This window comes from Delftia sp. (assembly GCF_059499305.1).
This window is the reverse complement of sequence record NZ_JCABYI010000008.1, coordinates 24288-43060: the sequence shown is the minus strand read 5'-3', so window position 1 is coordinate 43060 and position 18773 is coordinate 24288. Positions and strand designations below refer to the sequence as shown.

Below are 18773 nucleotides of genomic sequence, written 5' to 3'. Positions count from 1 at the left end.
GCTCAGTCGATCTTGATGTGGTTCTTGCGGATGATTTCGCCAAAGCGCTGGTACTCGGCGTTGTGCAAGGCAATGAACTCCGCCTGGCCCATGGGCTGCAGCTCGGCGCCCACGGCCTCCAGGCGCGTGCGCGTCTCGGGCAGGGCCAGCACCTTGTTGACTTCGTCGTGCACCCGGGCCTGCACGGCGCGGGGTGTGGCCGCTGGCATGTAGATGCCGTACCAGGCGCCTATCTCCACGCCGGGCAGGCCGGCCTCGGCCAGCGTGGGCACCTGGGGCAGTTGGGCGTTGCGCCGGGCCGATGTCACGCCCAGGGCGCGCAGCTTGCCGGCCTTGATCTGGCCGATCACCGAAGGCATGGTGTCGAAGCTCATCTGCACCTGGCCGCTGACCAGGTCCACCAGGGCGGCGGCGCTGCCCTTGTAGGGCACGTGGGTCAGTTCAATGCCGGCCGCGTCCTTGAACATCTCGGCCGCGATGTGCTGGGTGCTGCCCGTGCCGCTGCTGGCGAAGTTGATCCTGCCGGGCTCCTTGCGGGCCAGGGCGACCAGTTCCTGCACCGAGTTGGCGGGCAGATTGTTGCCCACCACCAGCACATTGGGCACTGCGCCCACATAGGCCACCGGCACCAGGTCGCGGTTGCTGTCGTAGCCCAGCTTGAGCAGGTGCGGGGCAATGGCATGGGCCGTGACCACTCCCATCACCATGGTGTGCCCGTCCGTGGACTTGGCCGTCATGTCCACGGCCAGGGTGTTGGAGACGCCGGGGCGGTTTTCCACGATCACGGGCTGGCGCAGCAGCGGCGCGAGCCGGTCGGCCACGGCGCGTGCCATGGCATCCGTGCCGCCGCCCGGGGCCGAGCCCACCAGCATGCGCACGGGCCGCGCGGGCCAGTCGGGCGGGGTTGGCGGGGTTTGAGCGGTGGCGAGCGAGGGCAGCAGGGCGGCTGCGGCCAGCAGGATGCGGCGTTGCATGTCTTGTCTCCGGTGCTTTTGTTGTGGGTCCATGCTAGGCAGGCAATTGATTGCCGTAAACTGAAAATTGCTGATGAATGGATAACTCCAGGCAATCAATTCAAAGGGACTTCCATGGGCTCCATCGACCGCAGGGACAGCACGCCGCAACTGCTCAACCGCCTGCGCATGCGGCAGGTGGCGCTGATGCTGGCCATAGAGGAGCAGGGGACGCTGCGCGGCGCTGCAGCCCGGCTGGGCCTGAGCCAGCCGGCGGCCACCAAGATGCTGCATGAGCTGGAAGGCGCGCTGGGCCTGCCGCTGTTCGAGCGCGTGGGCCGCGGCCTGCAACTGAACGCCGCCGGCGAGCGCGTGACGGGCTACTTCCGCCACCTGCGCGGCGGCATGGAGGCGCTGAACCGCGAGCTGCAGGAACTGCGCGAAGGCAGCGCGGGGCGGCTGGCCGTGGGCAGCATCATGGCGGCGTCGCCGGGCCGCCTCACGCAGGCGCTGCTGGCGCTCAAGCGCCAGTGGCCGCTGTTGTCCATCGAGGTGGCCGTGGACACCAGCGACCGGCTGCTGGCGCAGTTGCAGGACGGGGTGCTGGAGGTGGTGGTGGGCCGTCCGGCCGGGCCGTCCGACGCGGATCACCGGTTTTGCTCGCTCGATGATGAGGCCCTGTCCATCATCGCGGGCTGCAGCCATCCGCTGGCGCGTGCCCGCAGCGTGGGCTTTGCGCAGTTGCAGGCCTATGGCTGGGTGCTGCAGCCGCCGGGCAGCCCCATGCGCGCGCTGATCGACCAGGAGTTCCAGGCCCACGGCCTGCCGCTGCCGCGCGGCCTGATCGAGACGGGCTCCATCCTCACCACCATGAACCTGGTGCGCAACTCCGATCTGGTGGCCGTGATACCGCAGGCCGTGGCCCGCGACCATGCCGAGCACGGCATGGTCCGCATCCTGCCCTACCGCATGCGCCGCAACCTGCAGTCCTACGGCAGCCTGGTGCGCCGCGACCGGCCGCTGAGCCAGGCGGCCGCCAGCTTTCTGGCGCTGTTGCACGGGCAGGAGCCGCCGCCGGCATCCGCGCCCTAGCCGATGTACCGCACCAGATGCGGGCTGACCCGCTTGCAGTAGCTCTTGCAGACGCGGCGCAGCACCTGGGCGGTGTCGGTGACGCCGGGCGGCGGGCTCTTGGGGTACCAGGTGGTGATGCGAAAGGAGGGTGGCGTGGGCAGATCCAGCTCCACCAGCTCCCCGCTTGCCAGCTGCGGCGCCACCAGCATGCCGTGCATGATGGCGACGCCCAGGCCCTCGCGCACCAGCGAGACCAGCGCCGCCAGCGAGGGCGATCCCGAGATGCGCAGATCGCTGGAGACCATGCCGCTTTGCACGGCCAGTTGCTGTGCCATGGCCACGGCCTGCTCGTAGGGGCCGGTGCCGCGCATCTGTGTCAGCAATTGCTTGCCCAGCGCCTTGTGCAGTCCATCCTTCCTGGGCACCAGGCCCCGCCTGGCAATCCAGTGCACGGGCACCTCCAGCAGGTTCTCGACCACGGCGAACTGGGGGTCCACGCCGCTGCCGGTGCGCACGATCAGGTCCAGGTCGCGCCGCATCATCTGCTCCGACAGGTGGGTGCTCAGATCGACGGTCAGGTCCAGCTCGATGTGCGGCAGGCTGGCGCCCATCGCCTTGACGAATTCGGGCAGGAAGGTGTGTACCGCCGTCTCCAGCACGCCGACCCGCAGGCGGCAGCCGATGGCGTCGTCGGACCTGGCGGCACGCTCCAGGGTGCGTGCGGCTTCAATGACGGCCTCCGCATGCCGCAGCAAGCGGGCGCCGGCGTCGGTGATCTGCAGCGTCTTGCGGTCCCAGTGGAACAGGGTCACGCCCAGGTCCGACTCCAGCCCGCGTATGCGCATGGAGACGGCGCCGGGGCTGGCATGCACCAGTTCGGCCACGCGGCGCACGCTGCCGATGCGTGCCAGCAGCACAAAGGTTTCCAGAAAGCGGATGTTCATGGGGGTCTGCGCGGGCTGTGGTGGCTGTTCAGTTTTTCTGGGAGAGGCTGCGCACAATTCCTGAGTGGACCGGTGGCCTGCTGCTTTTTACATTGGGAGGCATCTCCACTCAATAGAGGCTCACCCATGACGCACTGGACCCATCCGACCGAGTTCCGACAGGAGGTGCGCGCCGGCCGCTTTCGCGGGCAGACGGCAGGGCAGTGCCCCGGCTACACCCAGGGCAACCTGGCGATATTGCCGCGCGAGTGCAGCGAGGAGTTCCTGCGCTTTGCTCGCCTCAACCCCAAGTCCTGCCCGCTGATCGGCGTGACCGAGCCCGGCAGCAGCCGCGTGCCCGAGCTCGGCGATATCGATCTGAAGACCGACCTGCCCTCGTACTGGGTGTTTCGCGATGGTCACAGGGCCGAGCAGGTGAATGACCTCACGAACTTGTGGCGCGACGACCTGGTGGGCTTCGTCATCGGCTGCTCCTATTCCTTCGAGGATGCGCTGCGCGAGGCGGGCGTGCCCGTGCGCCACATCGATGAAGGCCGGGGCGCGCCCATGTTCATCTCCAGTATTCCCAACGGCCGGGCCGGCCGCTTCGGCGGCAGCATGGTGGTCAGCATGCGGCCCATGACGGCGGCCCACGCCATCCGCGCCATCCAGGTCACTTCGCGCTTTCCCAGCGTGCATGGGGCGCCCGTGCACCTGGGCGATCCCGCGCAGATAGGCATTGCCGACATCGACAGGCCGGACTTCGGCGAGCCCATGGCGCTCAGGCCGGGAGAGATTCCCGTGTTCTGGGCCTGCGGCGTGACGCCCCAGCAGGCCATACGCTCGGCGGCCCTGCCATTCGCCATCACGCACGAGCCGGGCCACATGCTGGTGACGGAGTTGCGCAACAGCCATCTGGCCGCGTTCTGACGGCCTGCCTGCCTGGCTTGGGGCCCGCTTCGGCGGGCCTTTTTCTTTGCGTCGCTGGCCGGCAAGGGGCCGCTCCTGTTCAGTTTTCGTGAACAGAGGGGGCGAAAACTTCTCGATGGACGCGGTCCAGGGGCACTTTTAGATTGGACGCCAGTGGTGGGCACCGGCGGAGGGCCGTGCTCCAGGCCACGGTTTTCCTGACTTCAACTTCGAGACAAACGGGTTCCGACACCATGCAAGAACGCTCCATTCCCCATGACAGGCGCTGGCAATTCTGGATAGACCGTGGCGGTACGTTCACCGATGTGGTGGGCAAGCGGCCCGATGGCAGCCTGGTCACGCACAAGCTGCTGTCGGAGAACCCCGAGCAGTACCGGGACGCGGCCGTGGCCGGCATCCGCCACCTGCTGGGGCTGGCGCCGGGCGAGCCGGTCCCCGCCGATCAGGTGGAGTGCGTGAAGATGGGCACCACGGTGGCCACCAATGCGCTGCTGGAGCGCAAGGGCGAGCCCACGCTGCTGGTGACCACGCGGGGCTTTCGCGATGCGCTGCGCATCGCCTACCAGAACCGTCCGCGCCTGTTCGACCGCCATATCCAGTTGCCCGAACTGCTCTACAGCGAGGTGGTCGAGGCCGTGGAACGTGTGGATGCCCATGGGAAGGTGCTGCGCGAGCTGGACGGGCTGCACCTGCACACGGCGTTGGCCGCAGCCCATGCGCGCGGCCTGCGCAGCGTGGCCATCGTCTTCATGCATGGCTACCGCCATACGCGGCATGAGCAGATGGCGGCGCGCATTGCGCGGCAGTTGGGTTTCACGCAGGTCAGCACTTCGCACGAGACCAGTCCGCTGATGAAGTTCGTGAGCCGGGGCGATACCACGGTGGTCGATGCCTACCTGTCTCCCATCCTGCGCCGCTATGTGCAGCAGGTGGCTGCAGAGATGCCGGGAGTGCGGCTGTTCTTCATGCAGTCTTGCGGAGGGCTGTCCGACGCGGGCAGTTTTCAGGGCAAGGACGCCATCCTGAGCGGGCCGGCCGGAGGCATCGTGGGCATGGCGCGCACGGCGGGCCTGGCCGGGCACGACAGGGTCATCGGTTTCGACATGGGTGGCACATCCACCGACGTCAGCCACTATGCAGGCGCCTTCGAGCGCGAGTTCGAGACCCAGGTGGCCGGCGTGCGCATGCGCGCGCCGATGATGAGCATCCACACCGTGGCCGCCGGCGGCGGCTCGGTGCTGGCCTATGACGGCTCGCGCTTTCGCGTGGGACCCGAGAGCGCGGGTGCCCATCCCGGCCCGGCGAGCTATCGCCGCGGCGGCCCCCTGGCCGTGACCGATGCGAACGTGATGGTCGGCAAGGTCCAGCCGCGCTACTTTCCCAGCGTGTTCGGGCCTGCCGCCAACGAGCGACTGGACGGCGAGGCCGTGCGTGTCCGCTTCGAGGAACTGGCGCGGCAGACGGGGCGCACTCCCGAGGACGTGGCCGAGGGCTTCATCCGCATCGCCGTGCAGCAGATGGCCAACGCCATCAAGAAGATCAGCGTGGCGCGCGGCTATGACGTCACGCGCTATACGCTGCAGTGCTTCGGCGGCGCGGGCGGCCAGCATGCCTGCCTGGTGGCCGATGCGCTGGGCATGTCCCGCGTGTTCGTGCATCCGCTGGCCGGCGTGCTCAGCGCCTATGGCATGGGCCTGGCGGACCAGACCGTGATCCGCGAGCAGGCCATGGAGCTGGCGCTGACTGCCGAGGCCCTGCCGCTGATCGCCGAATGCCTGGATGCGCTGGGCACGGGCGCGCAGGCGGAGCTGGAGCGCCGGCAGGTCGGCGCAGGCCCTGTGCAGGTGCGGCACAACGTGCATGTGCGCTACGAGGGCTCCGATTCCGCCTTGGTCGTGCCCTTTGGCTCCCTGCCGGGCATTCAGTCGGCTTTCGAGTCGGCCTACCGCCAGCGTTTCGCCTTTCTGATGGCGGGCAAGGGGCTGGTGGTGGAAGCCGTGTCGGTCGAAGCCGTGATTGCGGGCGATGCGCCCGGCGAGCCGCTGCAGCCGGAGCATCCGCCGCGCGAGCATCCGCGCCGCGAAACCGTGCGCATGTACTCCGGCGGCGCCTGGCATGGCGCGGCCCTGGTGGTGCGCGAGGACCTGCGGCCCGGCGACGTCATTGCCGGCCCGGCCATCATCGCCGAGCGCAACGCCACCACCGTGATCGAGCCTGGCTGGTCGGCCAGGCTCACCGGGCTGGATCACCTGGTGCTGGACCGGGTGGTGCCGCGCAAGGTCGAGTACGCGGCCGGCACGACGGTGGACCCTGTGCTGCTGGAGGTCTTCAACAACCTGTTCATGAACATCGCCGAGCAGATGGGCCTGCAGCTGCAGAACACCGCCTATTCGGTGAACATCAAGGAGCGGCTGGATTTCAGCTGCGCGCTGTTCGATGCCCGGGGCCATCTCATCGCCAACGCGCCGCACATGCCCGTCCATCTGGGCTCCATGGGCGAAAGCATCCAGACGGTGATCCGCAGGAACGCCGGGCGCATGGCCCAGGGCGATGTCTATGTGCTCAACGACCCCTACCAGGGTGGCACCCATCTGCCGGACATCACCGTCATCACGCCGGTCCATATCGCCGGCGAGGCATCTCCGACCTTCTACGTCGGCAGCCGGGGCCACCATGCCGATGTGGGTGGCATCACGCCGGGCTCCATGCCGCCGTTTTCCACGCGCATCGAGGAAGAGGGCGTGCAGATCGACAACTTCAAGCTGGTCGATCGCGGCGTGCTGCGCGCCCAGGAGATGGTCGAGCTGCTGCAAAGCGGCGAGTACCCGAGCCGCAACCCGCAGCAGAACCTGGCCGACCTGAAGGCCCAGATCGCGGCCAATGAAAAAGGCGTGCAGGAGTTGCACAAGATGGTGGCGCAGTTCGGCCTGCCCGTGGTGCAGGCCTACATGGGCCATGTGCAGGACAACGCCGAGGAGTCGGTGCGCCGCGTCATCACGCGGCTCAGGGACGGGCAGTTCACGCTGGAACTGGACAACGGCGCGCAGATCCGCGTGGCCGTCACCGTCGATACGGCCGAGCGCAGTGCCGTCATCGATTTCTCGGGCACCAGCGTCCAGCAGACCAACAACTTCAATGCGCCGCGCGCCGTGTGCATGGCGGCCGTGCTCTATGTGTTCCGCACGCTGGTGGACGACGACATCCCGCTCAACGCGGGCTGCCTCAAGCCTTTGAAAGTCATCATCCCCCAAGGCTGCATGCTCAACCCCAACCCGCCCGCTTCGGTGGTCGCGGGCAATGTGGAGACCTCCACCTGCATCACCAACGCGCTGTTCGGCGCGCTGGGCGTGATGGCGGGCAGCCAGCCCACCATGAACAACTTCACCTTCGGCAATGCGCACCACCAGTACTACGAAACCATTGCCGGCGGCAGCGGCGCAGGCGCGGTGCTGGACGCCGAGGGCCGGGTGGAGCGCGGCTTCAACGGCACCAGCGTCGTCCAGACGCACATGACCAATTCGCGCCTGACCGATCCGGAGGTGCTGGAGTTCCGCTTCCCCGTGATGCTGGACAGCTATGCCATCCGCGACGGCTCGGGCGGCGGCGGGCGCTGGCACGGCGGCAACGGCGGCGTGCGGCGCGTGCGCTTCCTGGAGCCCATGACGGCCAGCATCCTGTCCAACGGGCGCCTGAATCCGGCCTTCGGCATGGCAGGTGGCCAGCCGGGGCAGCCGGGCATCAACCGTGTGCTGCGTGCCGATGGCCAGGTCGAGGAACTGGACCACATCGGCGCCGTGCACATGCAGCCGGGCGACATCTTCGAAGTCTGCACGCCGGGGGGCGGCGGCTACGGAACGGCGGCCTGACACGCCGCCAGCAGGGGGCATGGCGCGGGCGGGGGAGGGCCGCCCGGCCAGGCCCGGATCACAACCGATGGAGTGCCATTGAATGCAAGACGCTTCGCGCAGCCGAAGTGCAAGGAGACAACAAATGACAAGCCTTGACAACGCAAGGACCCTGGCCGCAGAGCAGCCCCGGGGCCACTGGCTGGGCCAGCTCGAGCCCAAGGAAAAGCGGGCGCTGACGGCCTCGTTCGGCGGCTATGCCGTGGACGCCTTCGACTACTACACGCTGCCCCTGGTCACCCCGATCCTGCTGTCGCTGTGGGGCATGAGCAAGACCGAGGTCGGCCTGATCGGCACCTCGACGCTGGTGGCCTCGGCCATCGGCGGCTGGATGGCCGGCATCCTGGCGGACCGCTACGGGCGCGTGCGTGTGCTGCAGTGGACCATCCTCGTATTCGCTCTTTTCACCTTCGCCTGCGGCCTGGCGCAGACACCGGGCCAACTGCTGCTGGCCCGCACGCTGCAGGGCCTGGGCTTTGGCGGCGAGTGGGCCGTGGGCTCGGTGCTGATCGCCGAGACCATACGGCCGGCCTTCAGGGGCAAGGCGGTGGGCCTGGTGCAAAGCAGCTGGTCCATAGGCTGGGGCGCGGCCGTGCTGGTGTCCATGGCGCTGTTCTCGTTTCTGCCGCCCGAGATCTCATGGCGGGCCATGTTCCTGCTGGGCCTGCTGCCGGCCCTGCTGATCCTGTACATACGCCGCACCGTCAAGGACCCCGAGGTCTACCTGAAGACGCGCGCCGCCGTGGGCCGGGGCGAGCGCAGCGGGCACTTCCTGGACATCTTCAAGGGCGGCATGCTCAAGACCACGGTGCTGGCCAGCCTGATGTTCACGGGCATGCAGGGCGGCTACTACGCCATTGCCGTGTGGCTGCCCACCTTCCTGAAGAACGAGCGCCACCTGACGGTGCTGGGCTCGGGCGGCTACCAGTTCATGTTCATCTTCGGCGCCTTTGCAGGCTACCTGTGCGGTGCCTACGCCTCCGACCGGCTGGGCCGGCGCCTGGCCTTCACGCTGTTCGCCATCGGCGCCGGCAGCCTGGCCTATGCCTATACGCTGCTGCCCATCACCGATGCCTGGATGCTGGTGCTGGGCTTTCCGCTGGGCTTTTTCATGTCGGGCATCTTCAGCGGCGCCGGAGCCTTCCTGGCCGAGCTGTTCCCCAACGAACTGCGCGGCTCCGGCCAGGGCTTTTGCTACAACTTCGGCCGCGGCATCGGGGCCACCTTTCCTGCGCTGGTGGGCGTGTTCAGCGACCGGCTGGGCCTGTCGCTGGGCATGGCCATCGGCATCTGCGCCACGGCGGGCTACGTGATGGTGGTGTTGTTTGCCATGTGCCTGCCGGAGACGCGAGGCCGGGATCTGGCCGCGCAGTGAAGCGCTGGCCAGACCGGCCACGGCACGCTCAGTAGCTGCCCATGTAGTCGCGCTTGCCGACCTCGACGCCGTTGTGGCGCAGCAGGGCATAGGCGGTGGTCACATGGAAGAAGAACTGCGGCAGGCCGTAGTGCAGCAGGTAGGCGCTGGCGGTCAGCTTCTTTTCCTTGGGCGTGCCGGGGCGCAGCACGATCTCGCGGGACTCGCTTTGCGCGAACTGCTCGGGTGCGAACGAGCCCACATGGTCCAGCGCCTTGGTGATCAGCGCCTGCAGGTCGGCAAAGCTGGTCTGCGTGTCGGGCCACGAAGGCACCTCGGCGCCGGCCAGGCGCGAGGCGATGCCCTTGGCGAAGTCCGCAGCAATCTGCACCTGGCGCACCAGCGGGAACATGTCGGGGAACAGGCGGGCCTGCAGCAGGGCGTCGGGATCTATGTTCTTCTGCGCGGCGTGTTCCTCGGCCTTTTTGAGCACGTCGGACAGGGCTTTCAGCATCTGCTGCAGGACGGGAATGGAGGCGGTGTACAGGGGGCTGGTCATTGCGGGCTCGCTAAGGATTGTGAAGGGCTGGCAATCGCATGCATCTGCATCCATCGCCAGCCGGCACAGGCTAACAGCAACTGCTTTCACTTGCCGCCTGCGCTAGCATGCGCGCCATGCAAATCCCTGAAGCCGCTCCCTCGTTCGAAGGCCTTGGCCAGGCCGGATTCGGCGCCGCCATCTTCGACATGGACGGCCTGCTCATAGACTCCGAGCCCTTCTGGAAGCGTGCCGAACGCGAGTCCTTTGCCGAGGTCGGCATCGACATCACGGCCGAGATGTCCCGCGTGACGGCGCCCATGACCACGGCGCAGGTCGCCGCGCACTGGTATGCCCACCGGCCCTGGCAGGGGCCCAGCCAGCGCGAGCTGGAGAGCCGCGTGGTCGCGCGCGTGGCGGCCCTGGTCAGCGCGCATGGACAGGCCCTGCCCGGCGTGCGCGAAACACTGGGCGCCTGCCGCGCCCTGGGCTGGCGCGTGGCGCTGGCTTCGAACTCTCCTTTGTCTTTGTGCCACCACACCCTGGATGCGCTGGGCCTGCGGCCGGCGTTCGACGCCATCGTCTCGGCCGAGCAGGTGGTGCGCGGCAAGCCCGAGCCCGACATCTACCACTTCGCGGCGCAACGCCTGGGCGTGTCGGCCGGGCGCTGCCTGGTGTTCGAGGACTCGGTCTCGGGAACACATGCGGCGCGGCAGGCCGGCATGACCGTCATCGCCGTGCCGTCCGAGGACCAGTGCTTCGACGGGGCGCAGCCTGCGCCGAACTGGGTGGTGCCCACGCTGGTGGCGCTGCATGGGGCAGCGGGCCGGTAAGGCATCCGCAGCACCCGCATCGCATGGCGCGTGCCGGCCGCAAGGGCGTTGATGAGAACCATTCTCAGTACAATCGCCGCCCGTGCCGTTCTTCTTCGTCCTGTCCGTTTCCCATGCTGGCGTGCCTGCCTGCGTCCTGACCGCTGTGCCGGGAGCCTGCCCGTGAGCGCGCGCGTGCCTGGCGCGGACGATGATGCCGCCCCCTCCCTGCTGGCCCGCGTGTATGCACGCTGGCACCAGCCTCTGCGCCGCCTGCTGGGCCGGCAGATGCGCAACCGCGAGGATGCCGAGGATGCGGTGCAGGAGGTCTTCGTGCGCTATGCGGCCTCGGGCAAGGCCCTGCCGCCCGAGGAGCAGGAGCCCTATCTGCGCGTGATCGCCCGCCATGTATCGCACGATGCCTGGCGCCGCTCGGCGGGCGCGCCGGGGCGCGAATCGGTCTCGCTGGATGAACACATGGAACTGGCGCAGCAATTGCCGGCCGGCGAAGGCTCGGACCCCCTGCAGGCGGCGCACCACCGCGAGCGCCTGGGCCGGCTGGAGCAGGCCATGGCCGAGCTGCCCGAGCGCCGCCGCGAGGCCTTCGTGCTGCACAGCATCGACGGGCTCACGCAGACCGAGGTGGCGCAGCGCATGGGCATTACGCGCCGCATGGTGCACAACCATGTGACGCTGGCCATGGCCTATTGCGAGCTGCGCGTGCAGTACGGCAGCGCCGAAGACATGCGCCTGATGCAGGGCCTGCTGGCGCAGGCCGCGACGGACGGGGAGGGCCGGGAATGACGCTGACCCCGCAACGCCTGCAATTGCATGCCCGCGCCGCCGACTACTTTGCCCGCCGCCGCGAAGCCGACTGGACCGGCGCCGACGAGCGCGAACTCGACGCCTGGCTGGCCGCCGACCCGCAGCACCGCAGCATCTTCGAGAGCCTGGGGCGCACGGTGCTGGACCTGCAGCAGTTGCGCAGGCCGGTGCTGGCCTGCGACGCGGCTGCTGCGCCGCAAGCCAGGGCGAGCGGGCCGCGTGCGCAGACACAGGCCCACTTGCCCGCGCCGGCACGTCAGCGCACACGCCGCGGCCTGATGCCGGCGTTGCTGTCGGTGGCTCTGGTCACGACGCTGGCCCTGGGCGGCGGCTGGTATGCCTGGGACAACCACGCAAGCCATGTGATCGAGATGGTCACCGGCCCCGGCGAGGTGCGCGAGGCCGAACTGCCCGATGGCACGCGGGTCACGCTGAATTTTTCCTCCAGGCTGCAGGTGCGCTACTACCCGCGCCGCCGCGAGACGGTGCTGGACCAGGGCGAGGCCTTCTTCCAGGTCGCCGCCGACCGGTCACGGCCCTTCACCGTGGACAGCGGCGCCAGCCAGATCCGCGTGGTGGGCACGGCCTTCAATGTGCGCGCCGGGCCGCCAGCGCTGGTGGTCAAGGTGCTGGAGGGCAAGGTGGAGCTGCGCCCCGATCGCCATGCGGCGGACGACCGGCGCCTGCTGCTGGGCGCGGGCGCCGGCATGTCCGTCGATGCCCGCGACGGCACGCAGCATCCGCTGGCGGCCGGCGCGGACACGGTGGGCGACTGGCGCAGCGGCCAGATGGTGTTCCAGCAGGCAACGCTGGCCGAGGTCGCCGCCGATCTGTCGCGCTACCTGGGCCAGCCCGTACGGGTGGACGGCGATGCGCGGCTTGCCGCGCTGTCCGTGTCCGGCGTGGCGCTGACCGGCAAGCCCGAGGTGTTTCTGCGCTCGCTGCCGCACTTGTTGCCGGTGCGTGTGCAGGGCGATGCGCAAGGCGGCTGGCGGATCTCGGCGCACTGAGTGCTCTTTCTCTTCTTTTTGTAAATAAATGTAAATTACCCGTTTTCCTGGTCTCGCCACATTCCCACTTTGGCGCGAAGGCGGGTTTTACCTTCATGGAGGCCGGGTTTTCTCGCGCCTCCATGGTTGCCAGCCAGGCCGCTGCCCAGTGCACAGCTCAGCCAACAACCGCGACGGCCGCGCACGCGCGTGGCGGGTGGACGCTCAACTGTCTGCCTGCCACCCACCGCGCACACCGCGACAGCGGGCAATGGACACAGTGCAGCAGGAGCAGGGATGCAAGCAGGAAAAGAACACGGCAGCGCCGCCATGGGCGCGGGCATTTGGGGAGGAGAGTTTCAGCGCAGGGGCAGGCCATGGCGGCGGGCAAGGATGCCGTCGCTGGTGGCCGCAGCCCTGGTCGCGCTGGCGCAGCCGGCGGTGCAGGCGCAGCAGCCATCGTCCGTGCAGGCGGGGCAGGCGGGCCAGGCAGGGGAGCTGGCCTTCAGCATTGCGCCCCAGCCGCTGGCCGGCGCGCTGCGCCAGTTCACGCAGCAGGCCCAGCACCAGGTGCTGTTCGATCCGCAGATCGTTGCAGGCCGCACTTCGCCGGCCTTGCAGGGCCGCTTCACGCCGCGCCAGGCGCTGGACCGGCTGCTGGCCGGCACCGGCGTGACCGTGATCGACGCCGTACCGGGCGCCTACACGCTGAAGGCACCGGCCAGGGAGCCGTCGCCGGCAGCCGATGCTGCGCTGGGCACGGTGCTGGTCACGGCCCAGGCACACGCTGGCGATACCACGGAGGGTTCGGGCTCCTATGCGGCCTCGCGCGTGTCGCTGGGCAAGGGGCAGAGCGTGCGCGAGACGCCGCAGTCCATCTCCGTGGTCACGCGCCAGCGCATCGAGGACCAGGGCCTGGTCTCCGTGGGCGACGTGATGCAGCAGACCACGGGCGTGACGGTGGACTACGCGGGCTCGGGTGGCCTGGGCGGCACGGCCAACAGCTTTTATGCGCGGGGCTTCCAGATCAGCAATGTCCAGATCGACGGAGCGGCGGTGGACGCCTTCAGCCAGGGCACCTTCGACCCCAACATGGCCATGTACGACAGCGTGCAGGTGATCCGCGGCGCGGACGGCCTGTACAGCGGCAATGGCGAGCCCGGCGGCTCCATCAACCTGGTGAGAAAGCGCCCCACGGCACAGCCGCAGGTGCTGGCCTCGGCCTCGGTGGGCAGCTGGAACCAGCGCCGTGCCGAACTTGATGTGGCGGGCCCGCTGGCCGCCGATGGCCGGGTGCGCGGCCGCGCCGTGCTGGCGCACAGCGACCGCGAGTTCTTCTATGACTACGCCGATGCGCGCAACACCTTGCTCTACGGCATCGTGGAAGCCGATCTCACGCCTGCGACCAAGCTGACCCTGGGCGGCAGCTACGACAAGTCGGCCAGCCTGCCCTGGCGCAGCGGCCTGCCGCGCGCGGCCAATGGCGACGATCTGCACCTGCCGCGCAGCACGGCGCTGATGGCCGGCTGGGGCCACTACGACAGAACCAACAAGGAACTGTTTGCGCAGCTGGAGCAACGGCTGCAAGGCGACTGGCGCGTCCGAGCCCATGCCAACTACGTCAAGGTCGACAGCGACAGCCGTCTGGCGGACATGTCCGGGGCGGTGGACCCCTCGACCGGCCTGGGCGCGGCGCTCAGCGGGTTCTCCAACGATTTCTATTCCACCAAGAAGGCGCTGGATGCCAACGTCAGCGGAACGTTCTCCCTGCTGGGGCGCAGGCACCGGCTGCTTTTGGGCGCGGACTGGGTCAAGATCCGCGACACGCAGGACACCTTTCTCTCCGAGGTGGATACGCCGGCGGGGGGGATCAGTGTGTTCGGCTTCGACCCGGGCGCCATTCCCCTGCCCAGCTTCGTCTGGAAGACGCGCAGCTTCGCGGGCTATGGCGCCACGCAGAAAGGCCTGTACGGCCGGCTCAACCTGAGCCTGACGGACCGCCTGACCGCCATCGTCGGCGCGCGCCGTGCCAGCTACGACACGCAGACGCCCTGGCTGCGCTTCGACCGGGCCGGCAATCTCACCAGCCGCATCGTGTCGTCCTATGGCGAGAGCGGCATCTTCACGCCCTACGGTGGCCTGGTCTACGACATCGACGACCGCTGGACGGCCTACGGCAGCGTCGCCGAGATCCACAAGTCCCAGGCCGACAAGCTGGGTGGGCCCTTGCCAGGCACGCCGCTGGACCCCATCAAGGGCCGCAATTTCGAGCTGGGCGCCAAGGGCGAGTTCAACGAGGGCCGGCTGATGGCCTCCATGGCCCTGTACCGCATAGAGCGCAATGGCGAGGCCGTGGCCGATCCCTCCTACCCCAACACCGACATCGGCGACGCGGGCCTGAACTGCTGCTGGCTGAGCAAGGGCAAGGTGGTCAGCCAGGGCGTGGAAGGCGAGATCTCGGGCGAGCTGGCGCGCGGCTGGCAGCTGTTTGCCGGCTACACCTTCAACCGCAACCACAACAAGACGCCGGGCATCGAAGGCATCTACCACTCCGTCACGCCCAAGCATCTGTTCAAGCTGTGGAGCACCTACCGCCTGCCCGGCGAGCTGTCGCAATGGACGATTGGCGGCGGCGCCAATATCCAGAGCGCGCATTTCGTGAGCGGCTCGGCCAATGCCTTCAATCCTGACACGGGCAAGTTCGACGGCGCGGCCGTGCCCTTCAAGTTCAGCCAGGGCGGCTATGCCGTGTGGAATGCCAGCGTGCAGTACCGCATCAACCGCAACTGGCAGGCCGTGCTCAACCTGAACAACCTGTTCGACAAGGTCTACTACCGCACGGTGGGCACCAGCGGCGGCAACAACTGGTATGGCGAGCCTCGCAATGTGATGCTGACGCTGCGCGGAACGTTCTGAGGCACTCCTGAGCGGCTGCGCCGCTTCCCCCTCTCTTCGGAGGGGGGCGGACACCCTCTGGGCGTGGCGCCCAACGCCAGCAACCTGCTGGACAGGCGCTGCTACGTGCCTTCGTTCAACACGGTGTCGGGCAACAACTGCTACGGCGCACCGCGCTCGCTGCTGCTGACGCTAAGCGCCGCGTATCTGGCGCGTGCTATGCGGCAGCGGCCGCCGCAACGCCGAACTCCTCGCTGTCCGCCTGGGCACCGTCGTCGAACACCAGGCGGCGCTCGGGCCAGCGCATGGCGGCAAGCTTGAAGCGCTGCTGCGGGTCCTCGCCCGCCAGGCGGGCATTCCAGCGGCCGCCGACCGAGTAGTCCACGCAGAACACATTGCCGCGCCGGCCGTGCCAGGACAGCGGGCCCGTCTGGCCGAACAGGTTCTCGGCCTGGGCACCATGGAAGGACGGGCCGCCGCGATTCAGGCGCCGCCAGTAGTGGCCCACGACCACGGCCTGGGCATCCTCGTATTCGTTCCACCAGGCCACGCGCTCGACGAAGCGCCACTTGCCGCCCGCGTAGAAGGGGTTGCGGCATTCGCGCTCCACGCCCGAGGTCAGCACCTTCAGCGGATTGACCATGGCCTTGGCCAGCTCGCTTTCGCTGTGCGCGGGCAGGAAGGGCGGCAGCCAGTTGCGGTCTTCCAGGTCGTGCGGCCATTGCCGGCGCTCGGCGCGCATGCGTTCGGCCACCTTGTTGACCTGGGCCTGCTGGGCGGCCACGGCCTCGAAGTGGTCATAGGCGCTGCGCGCGCTGCCTGGCGGCAGCTCGCGCGCCATGGCGATCTGCTGCGGGCGCCAGGCCGCATGGACCACGCGCAGGTCCTCGCGCTCCATGGCGATCGGCAGGCGTTCCAGCAGGGCCAGGGTGTCGGGGATATCGCACAGCGGCATGCGTGCGAACGGGGCGTACTTGGGTGTGTCGGAGGCCACGCGGCTGTCGAAGAACCAGCCGGAGCCGTCCTTGGCATCCTCGCGCAGCAGGTTGATTTCGTGGTTGCCGAGCACGGCCAGCGCATGGCCCGACTCCAGCATGGGCACCACGCGGGCCAGCACGCCCGGGCTGTCGGGACCCCGGTCGCAGAAGTCGCCCACGAAGACCAGGCGCCTGCCCTGGGGGTGGCGGCCCAGCGCGTCGTAGCCCAGGTGCCCCAGCAGATGCTCCAGCGCTTCGGCTTCGCCATGGATGTCGCCGACGATGTCGAGCGGACCGGGGGGCAGGGGCTGGACGAGGCTCATGGCGGAAAGATGCAAAAGACGGCGCAGGCTTGGAAAACCGACATTATTTGCACAGACCCGCCGTGCCCGCCAGCCCCGTTTGCGACAGGACCGTGTCAGCGCCGTTGCAGGCGCACAAAGCTGTAGGGCAGGCCGTTGGCTGCCACATGGCGGCTGCGTGAGACTTCCTGCCACTCGGGGCCCGGCGTGGGCGCGAAGGCGTCGCCTTCGTAGTCGCGTTCGATTTCAGTCACCTCGATGCTGTCGGCCAGCGGCAGGGCCTGGGCGTAGATCTGGGCACCGCCCATGACCCACACGTCGGCGGATGCCTGGCGGCCCAGCGCCAGGGCCTGCTCCAGGCTGGTGGCATGCAGCACGCCGGGGGCGGCCGGCTCGGGCGCCCAGTCCGCCTGGCGCGTGACCACGATGTTGGTGCGCCCGGGCAGCGGCCTGAAGCGGGCCGGCAGCGAGTCCCAGGTCTTGCGGCCCATGACCACGGCCGAGCCCTGGGTCAATTGCTTGAAGTGCGCCAGGTCCTCGGGCAGGTGCCAGGGCATGGCATTGTCCTTGCCGATGACGCCGTTGGCGGCGCGTGCGTAGATGAGATGGATGGCCATCGGGCGGGTCTTTCTGCTGCCTCAGACGGCCACGGGGGCCTTGATGGGCTCGTGGTGCTGGTAGCCGACGACCTCGAAGTCCTCGTACTCGTAGCCGAAGATGGAGTCGGGCCGGCGCTTGATCTGCAGCGTCGGGTAGGCGAAGGGCTGGCGCGCCAGCTGGGTCTCGACCTGGGTGAAGTGGTTGTTGTAGATGTGGCAGTCGCCACCGGTCCAGACGAAGTCGCCCACCTGCAGGTCGCATTGCTGGGCCAGCATGTGGGTCAGCAGCGCGTAGCTGGCGATGTTGAAGGGAACGCCCAGGAAGATGTCCGCGCTGCGCTGGTATAGCTGGCAGCTGAGCTTGCCGTCGGCCACGTAGAACTGGAAGAAGGCGTGGCAGGGCATGAGCGCCATCTGCGGCAGGTCGGCCACGTTCCAGGCGCTGACGATGATGCGGCGGCTGTCCGGGTTGCTCTTGAGCTGCTTGACCACTTCGGCGATCTGGTCGATGTGGCCGCCGTCCGGCGTCGGCCAGTTGCGCCATTGCACGCCATAGACCGGGCCCAGGTCGCCGTCCTCGCGGGCCCATTCGTCCCAGATGGTGCAGCCGCGCTCCTGCAGCCAGCGCACATTGCTGTCGCCGCGCAGGAACCACAGCAGTTCCAGGATGATGGACTTGAGGTGCACCTTCTTGGTGGTGACCAGCGGAAAGCCTTCGGACAGGTCGAAGCGCATCTGGTGGCCGAACACGCTGCGCGTGCCCGTGCCGGTACGGTCGGTCTTGGACACGCCGTGCTCGTACACATGGCGCATGAAATCTTCGTACTGGGAGCGGGCTGGGCGGGGCGCAGGAGTCGTGTTCATCTTCCGGATTATCCCTTGATGAATACGGCGTCTTGTCCGACGGTATCCATGCCCCTTGAAACAAGGTCTGGCGCCCCGGGTGCGAAAATGCCCGCAGACTGGTGCCGGTGCATTGCCCAGGCTTTCGCACCGGCGTCACCGCTTTTTTCGCATCCGCTTTGACAAGGAGCTTGCGCATGTCTTCCATGCTCTCCCCCTGGCAGGCCGCCGTTGCATTGGGTGTCGCCATGCTGGCGCTGACAGCCTGCGATCCGCGTTCTCCCTCCGTCCCGACTCCCAAGGCCGCGCAGTCCGTCGCACTCGATGTGGCTGCGCCAGCTCCGGAATTGGTGCTGGCGTTTCCCGCGCGCACGCGCATGCCCTCCACCGCCAAGGCAGGGGAGCCCGGCCTGGACAGCTTGGCCGAGTACGTGGGCAAGTATCCCTACGACGGCACCAACTACCTGGAGCAGGGCGTGCTGGCCGACCGGCTCAAGGCGCTGCTGGGCACCAGCTACCCGACCCTGCTGAGCAATATGCGGACCGTGGGCCCGCTGACCAAGGAAGGAGATGTCTGGAGCATCGTCGGCCTGCGCCCGCACCAGGGCGGCGAGGAAATGGGCGCCATCGTGATCGATCCCGCCCGCAATGCCCTGCGCGTGTGGCTGCTCACCGGCGGCAAACAGTCCGACTTCTCCGATGCGGCCGGCGCCGACATCGCCTGGCCCGAACAGGTCAACAAGACGATGGCCAATATCGAAGCCAAACCGGTTTCCTGACAAGGCAGGCACGGGCCGCTCCTGGCTCAGGACGGCGCGTGCAAACCCGGCGCTGCCCCAGAAGGGGCGGCGTTG

At 68.4% G+C, this 18773-nt stretch carries 15 protein-coding genes; 9 read left to right on the top strand and 6 right to left on the bottom strand.

Features of this window, described 5'->3' with window-relative positions; all coding sequences use genetic code 11:
• Positions 1-2 precede the first annotated feature (2 nt).
• Positions 3-974, bottom strand: coding sequence for a Bug family tripartite tricarboxylate transporter substrate binding protein (locus AC5I49_RS05760; RefSeq protein WP_016451316.1), 972 nt, complete (start codon positions 972-974; stop codon positions 3-5).
• 114 nt (positions 975-1088) lie between these two features.
• Here AC5I49_RS05760 and AC5I49_RS05755 point away from each other — a divergent pair, with 114 nt between their 5' ends.
• A complete protein-coding gene (locus tag AC5I49_RS05755) occupies positions 1089-2045 on the top strand; it encodes a LysR family transcriptional regulator (RefSeq protein ID WP_034367284.1) in 957 nt (318 codons plus the stop codon).
• Here AC5I49_RS05755 and AC5I49_RS05750 read toward each other — a convergent pair.
• Positions 2042-2971, bottom strand: a complete 930-nt coding sequence (locus AC5I49_RS05750) for a LysR family transcriptional regulator (protein ID WP_016447520.1) — start codon at positions 2969-2971, stop codon at positions 2042-2044. The two genes, AC5I49_RS05755 and AC5I49_RS05750, sit on opposite strands and share 4 nt — an antisense overlap.
• Before the next feature lie 126 nt (positions 2972-3097).
• On the opposite strand from AC5I49_RS05750, the gene AC5I49_RS05745 reads away from it, so the two are divergent.
• From AC5I49_RS05745 to AC5I49_RS05735, 3 genes are all read left to right on the top strand, one after another.
• A complete protein-coding gene (locus AC5I49_RS05745; RefSeq protein ID WP_392449917.1) occupies positions 3098-3880 on the top strand; it encodes a putative hydro-lyase in 783 nt (260 codons plus the stop codon).
• A gap of 233 nt (positions 3881-4113) precedes the next feature.
• Complete coding sequence (locus AC5I49_RS05740; protein WP_495788972.1) at positions 4114-7746, top strand: hydantoinase B/oxoprolinase family protein; 3633 nt, start codon at positions 4114-4116, stop codon at positions 7744-7746.
• Positions 7747-7870: 124 nt separating this feature from the next.
• On the top strand, positions 7871-9160 hold the full coding sequence (locus AC5I49_RS05735) for an MFS transporter (RefSeq protein ID WP_154833816.1): 1290 nt from the start codon (positions 7871-7873) through the stop codon (positions 9158-9160).
• 28 nt (positions 9161-9188) lie between these two features.
• Here AC5I49_RS05735 and AC5I49_RS05730 read toward each other — a convergent pair whose 3' ends face one another.
• Entirely contained in the window at positions 9189-9698 is a 510-nt protein-coding gene (locus tag AC5I49_RS05730) for a DUF1993 domain-containing protein (protein WP_016447516.1), read from the bottom strand.
• A 116-nt stretch (positions 9699-9814) separates the two neighbouring features.
• On the opposite strand from AC5I49_RS05730, the gene hxpB reads away from it, so the two are divergent.
• The 4 genes from hxpB to AC5I49_RS05710 all read left to right on the top strand — a co-directional run bounded on the left by hxpB (position 9815) and on the right by AC5I49_RS05710 (position 15219).
• The gene (gene hxpB, locus AC5I49_RS05725; protein ID WP_495788971.1) at positions 9815-10510 is read left to right on the top strand and encodes a hexitol phosphatase HxpB; all 696 of its coding nucleotides are present in this window, start codon (positions 9815-9817) and stop codon (positions 10508-10510) included.
• Between the two features lie 162 nt (positions 10511-10672).
• Positions 10673-11293: an RNA polymerase sigma factor gene (locus tag AC5I49_RS05720; RefSeq protein ID WP_126310652.1), complete on the top strand. Its 621-nt coding sequence runs from the start codon at positions 10673-10675 to the stop codon at positions 11291-11293.
• Positions 11290-12324, top strand: a complete 1035-nt coding sequence (locus tag AC5I49_RS05715) for a FecR family protein (RefSeq protein WP_495788970.1) — start codon at positions 11290-11292, stop codon at positions 12322-12324. Before AC5I49_RS05720 ends, AC5I49_RS05715 begins: the two co-directional genes overlap by 4 nt.
• A gap of 276 nt (positions 12325-12600) precedes the next feature.
• A complete protein-coding gene (locus AC5I49_RS05710; RefSeq protein ID WP_495788969.1) occupies positions 12601-15219 on the top strand; it encodes a TonB-dependent siderophore receptor in 2619 nt (872 codons plus the stop codon).
• A gap of 196 nt (positions 15220-15415) precedes the next feature.
• Here the strand turns inward: AC5I49_RS05710 and AC5I49_RS05705 are convergent, their stop codons facing one another.
• The 3 genes from AC5I49_RS05705 to AC5I49_RS05695 all read right to left on the bottom strand — a co-directional run bounded on the left by AC5I49_RS05705 (position 15416) and on the right by AC5I49_RS05695 (position 17940).
• The gene (locus tag AC5I49_RS05705) at positions 15416-16498 is read right to left on the bottom strand and encodes a metallophosphoesterase (protein ID WP_016447512.1); all 1083 of its coding nucleotides are present in this window, start codon (positions 16496-16498) and stop codon (positions 15416-15418) included.
• Positions 16499-16593: 95 nt separating this feature from the next.
• A complete protein-coding gene (locus tag AC5I49_RS05700; RefSeq protein ID WP_016447511.1) occupies positions 16594-17094 on the bottom strand; it encodes a dihydrofolate reductase in 501 nt (166 codons plus the stop codon).
• Between the two features lie 21 nt (positions 17095-17115).
• Entirely contained in the window at positions 17116-17940 is an 825-nt protein-coding gene (locus AC5I49_RS05695) for a thymidylate synthase (protein ID WP_016451328.1), read from the bottom strand.
• Positions 17941-18116: 176 nt separating this feature from the next.
• On the opposite strand from AC5I49_RS05695, the gene AC5I49_RS05690 reads away from it, so the two are divergent.
• Positions 18117-18698 carry an Ivy family c-type lysozyme inhibitor gene (locus AC5I49_RS05690; protein WP_016447509.1) on the top strand — a complete coding sequence of 194 codons (582 nt, stop codon included), beginning with the start codon at positions 18117-18119 and terminating at the stop codon, positions 18696-18698.
• Positions 18699-18773: the final 75 nt, after the last annotated feature.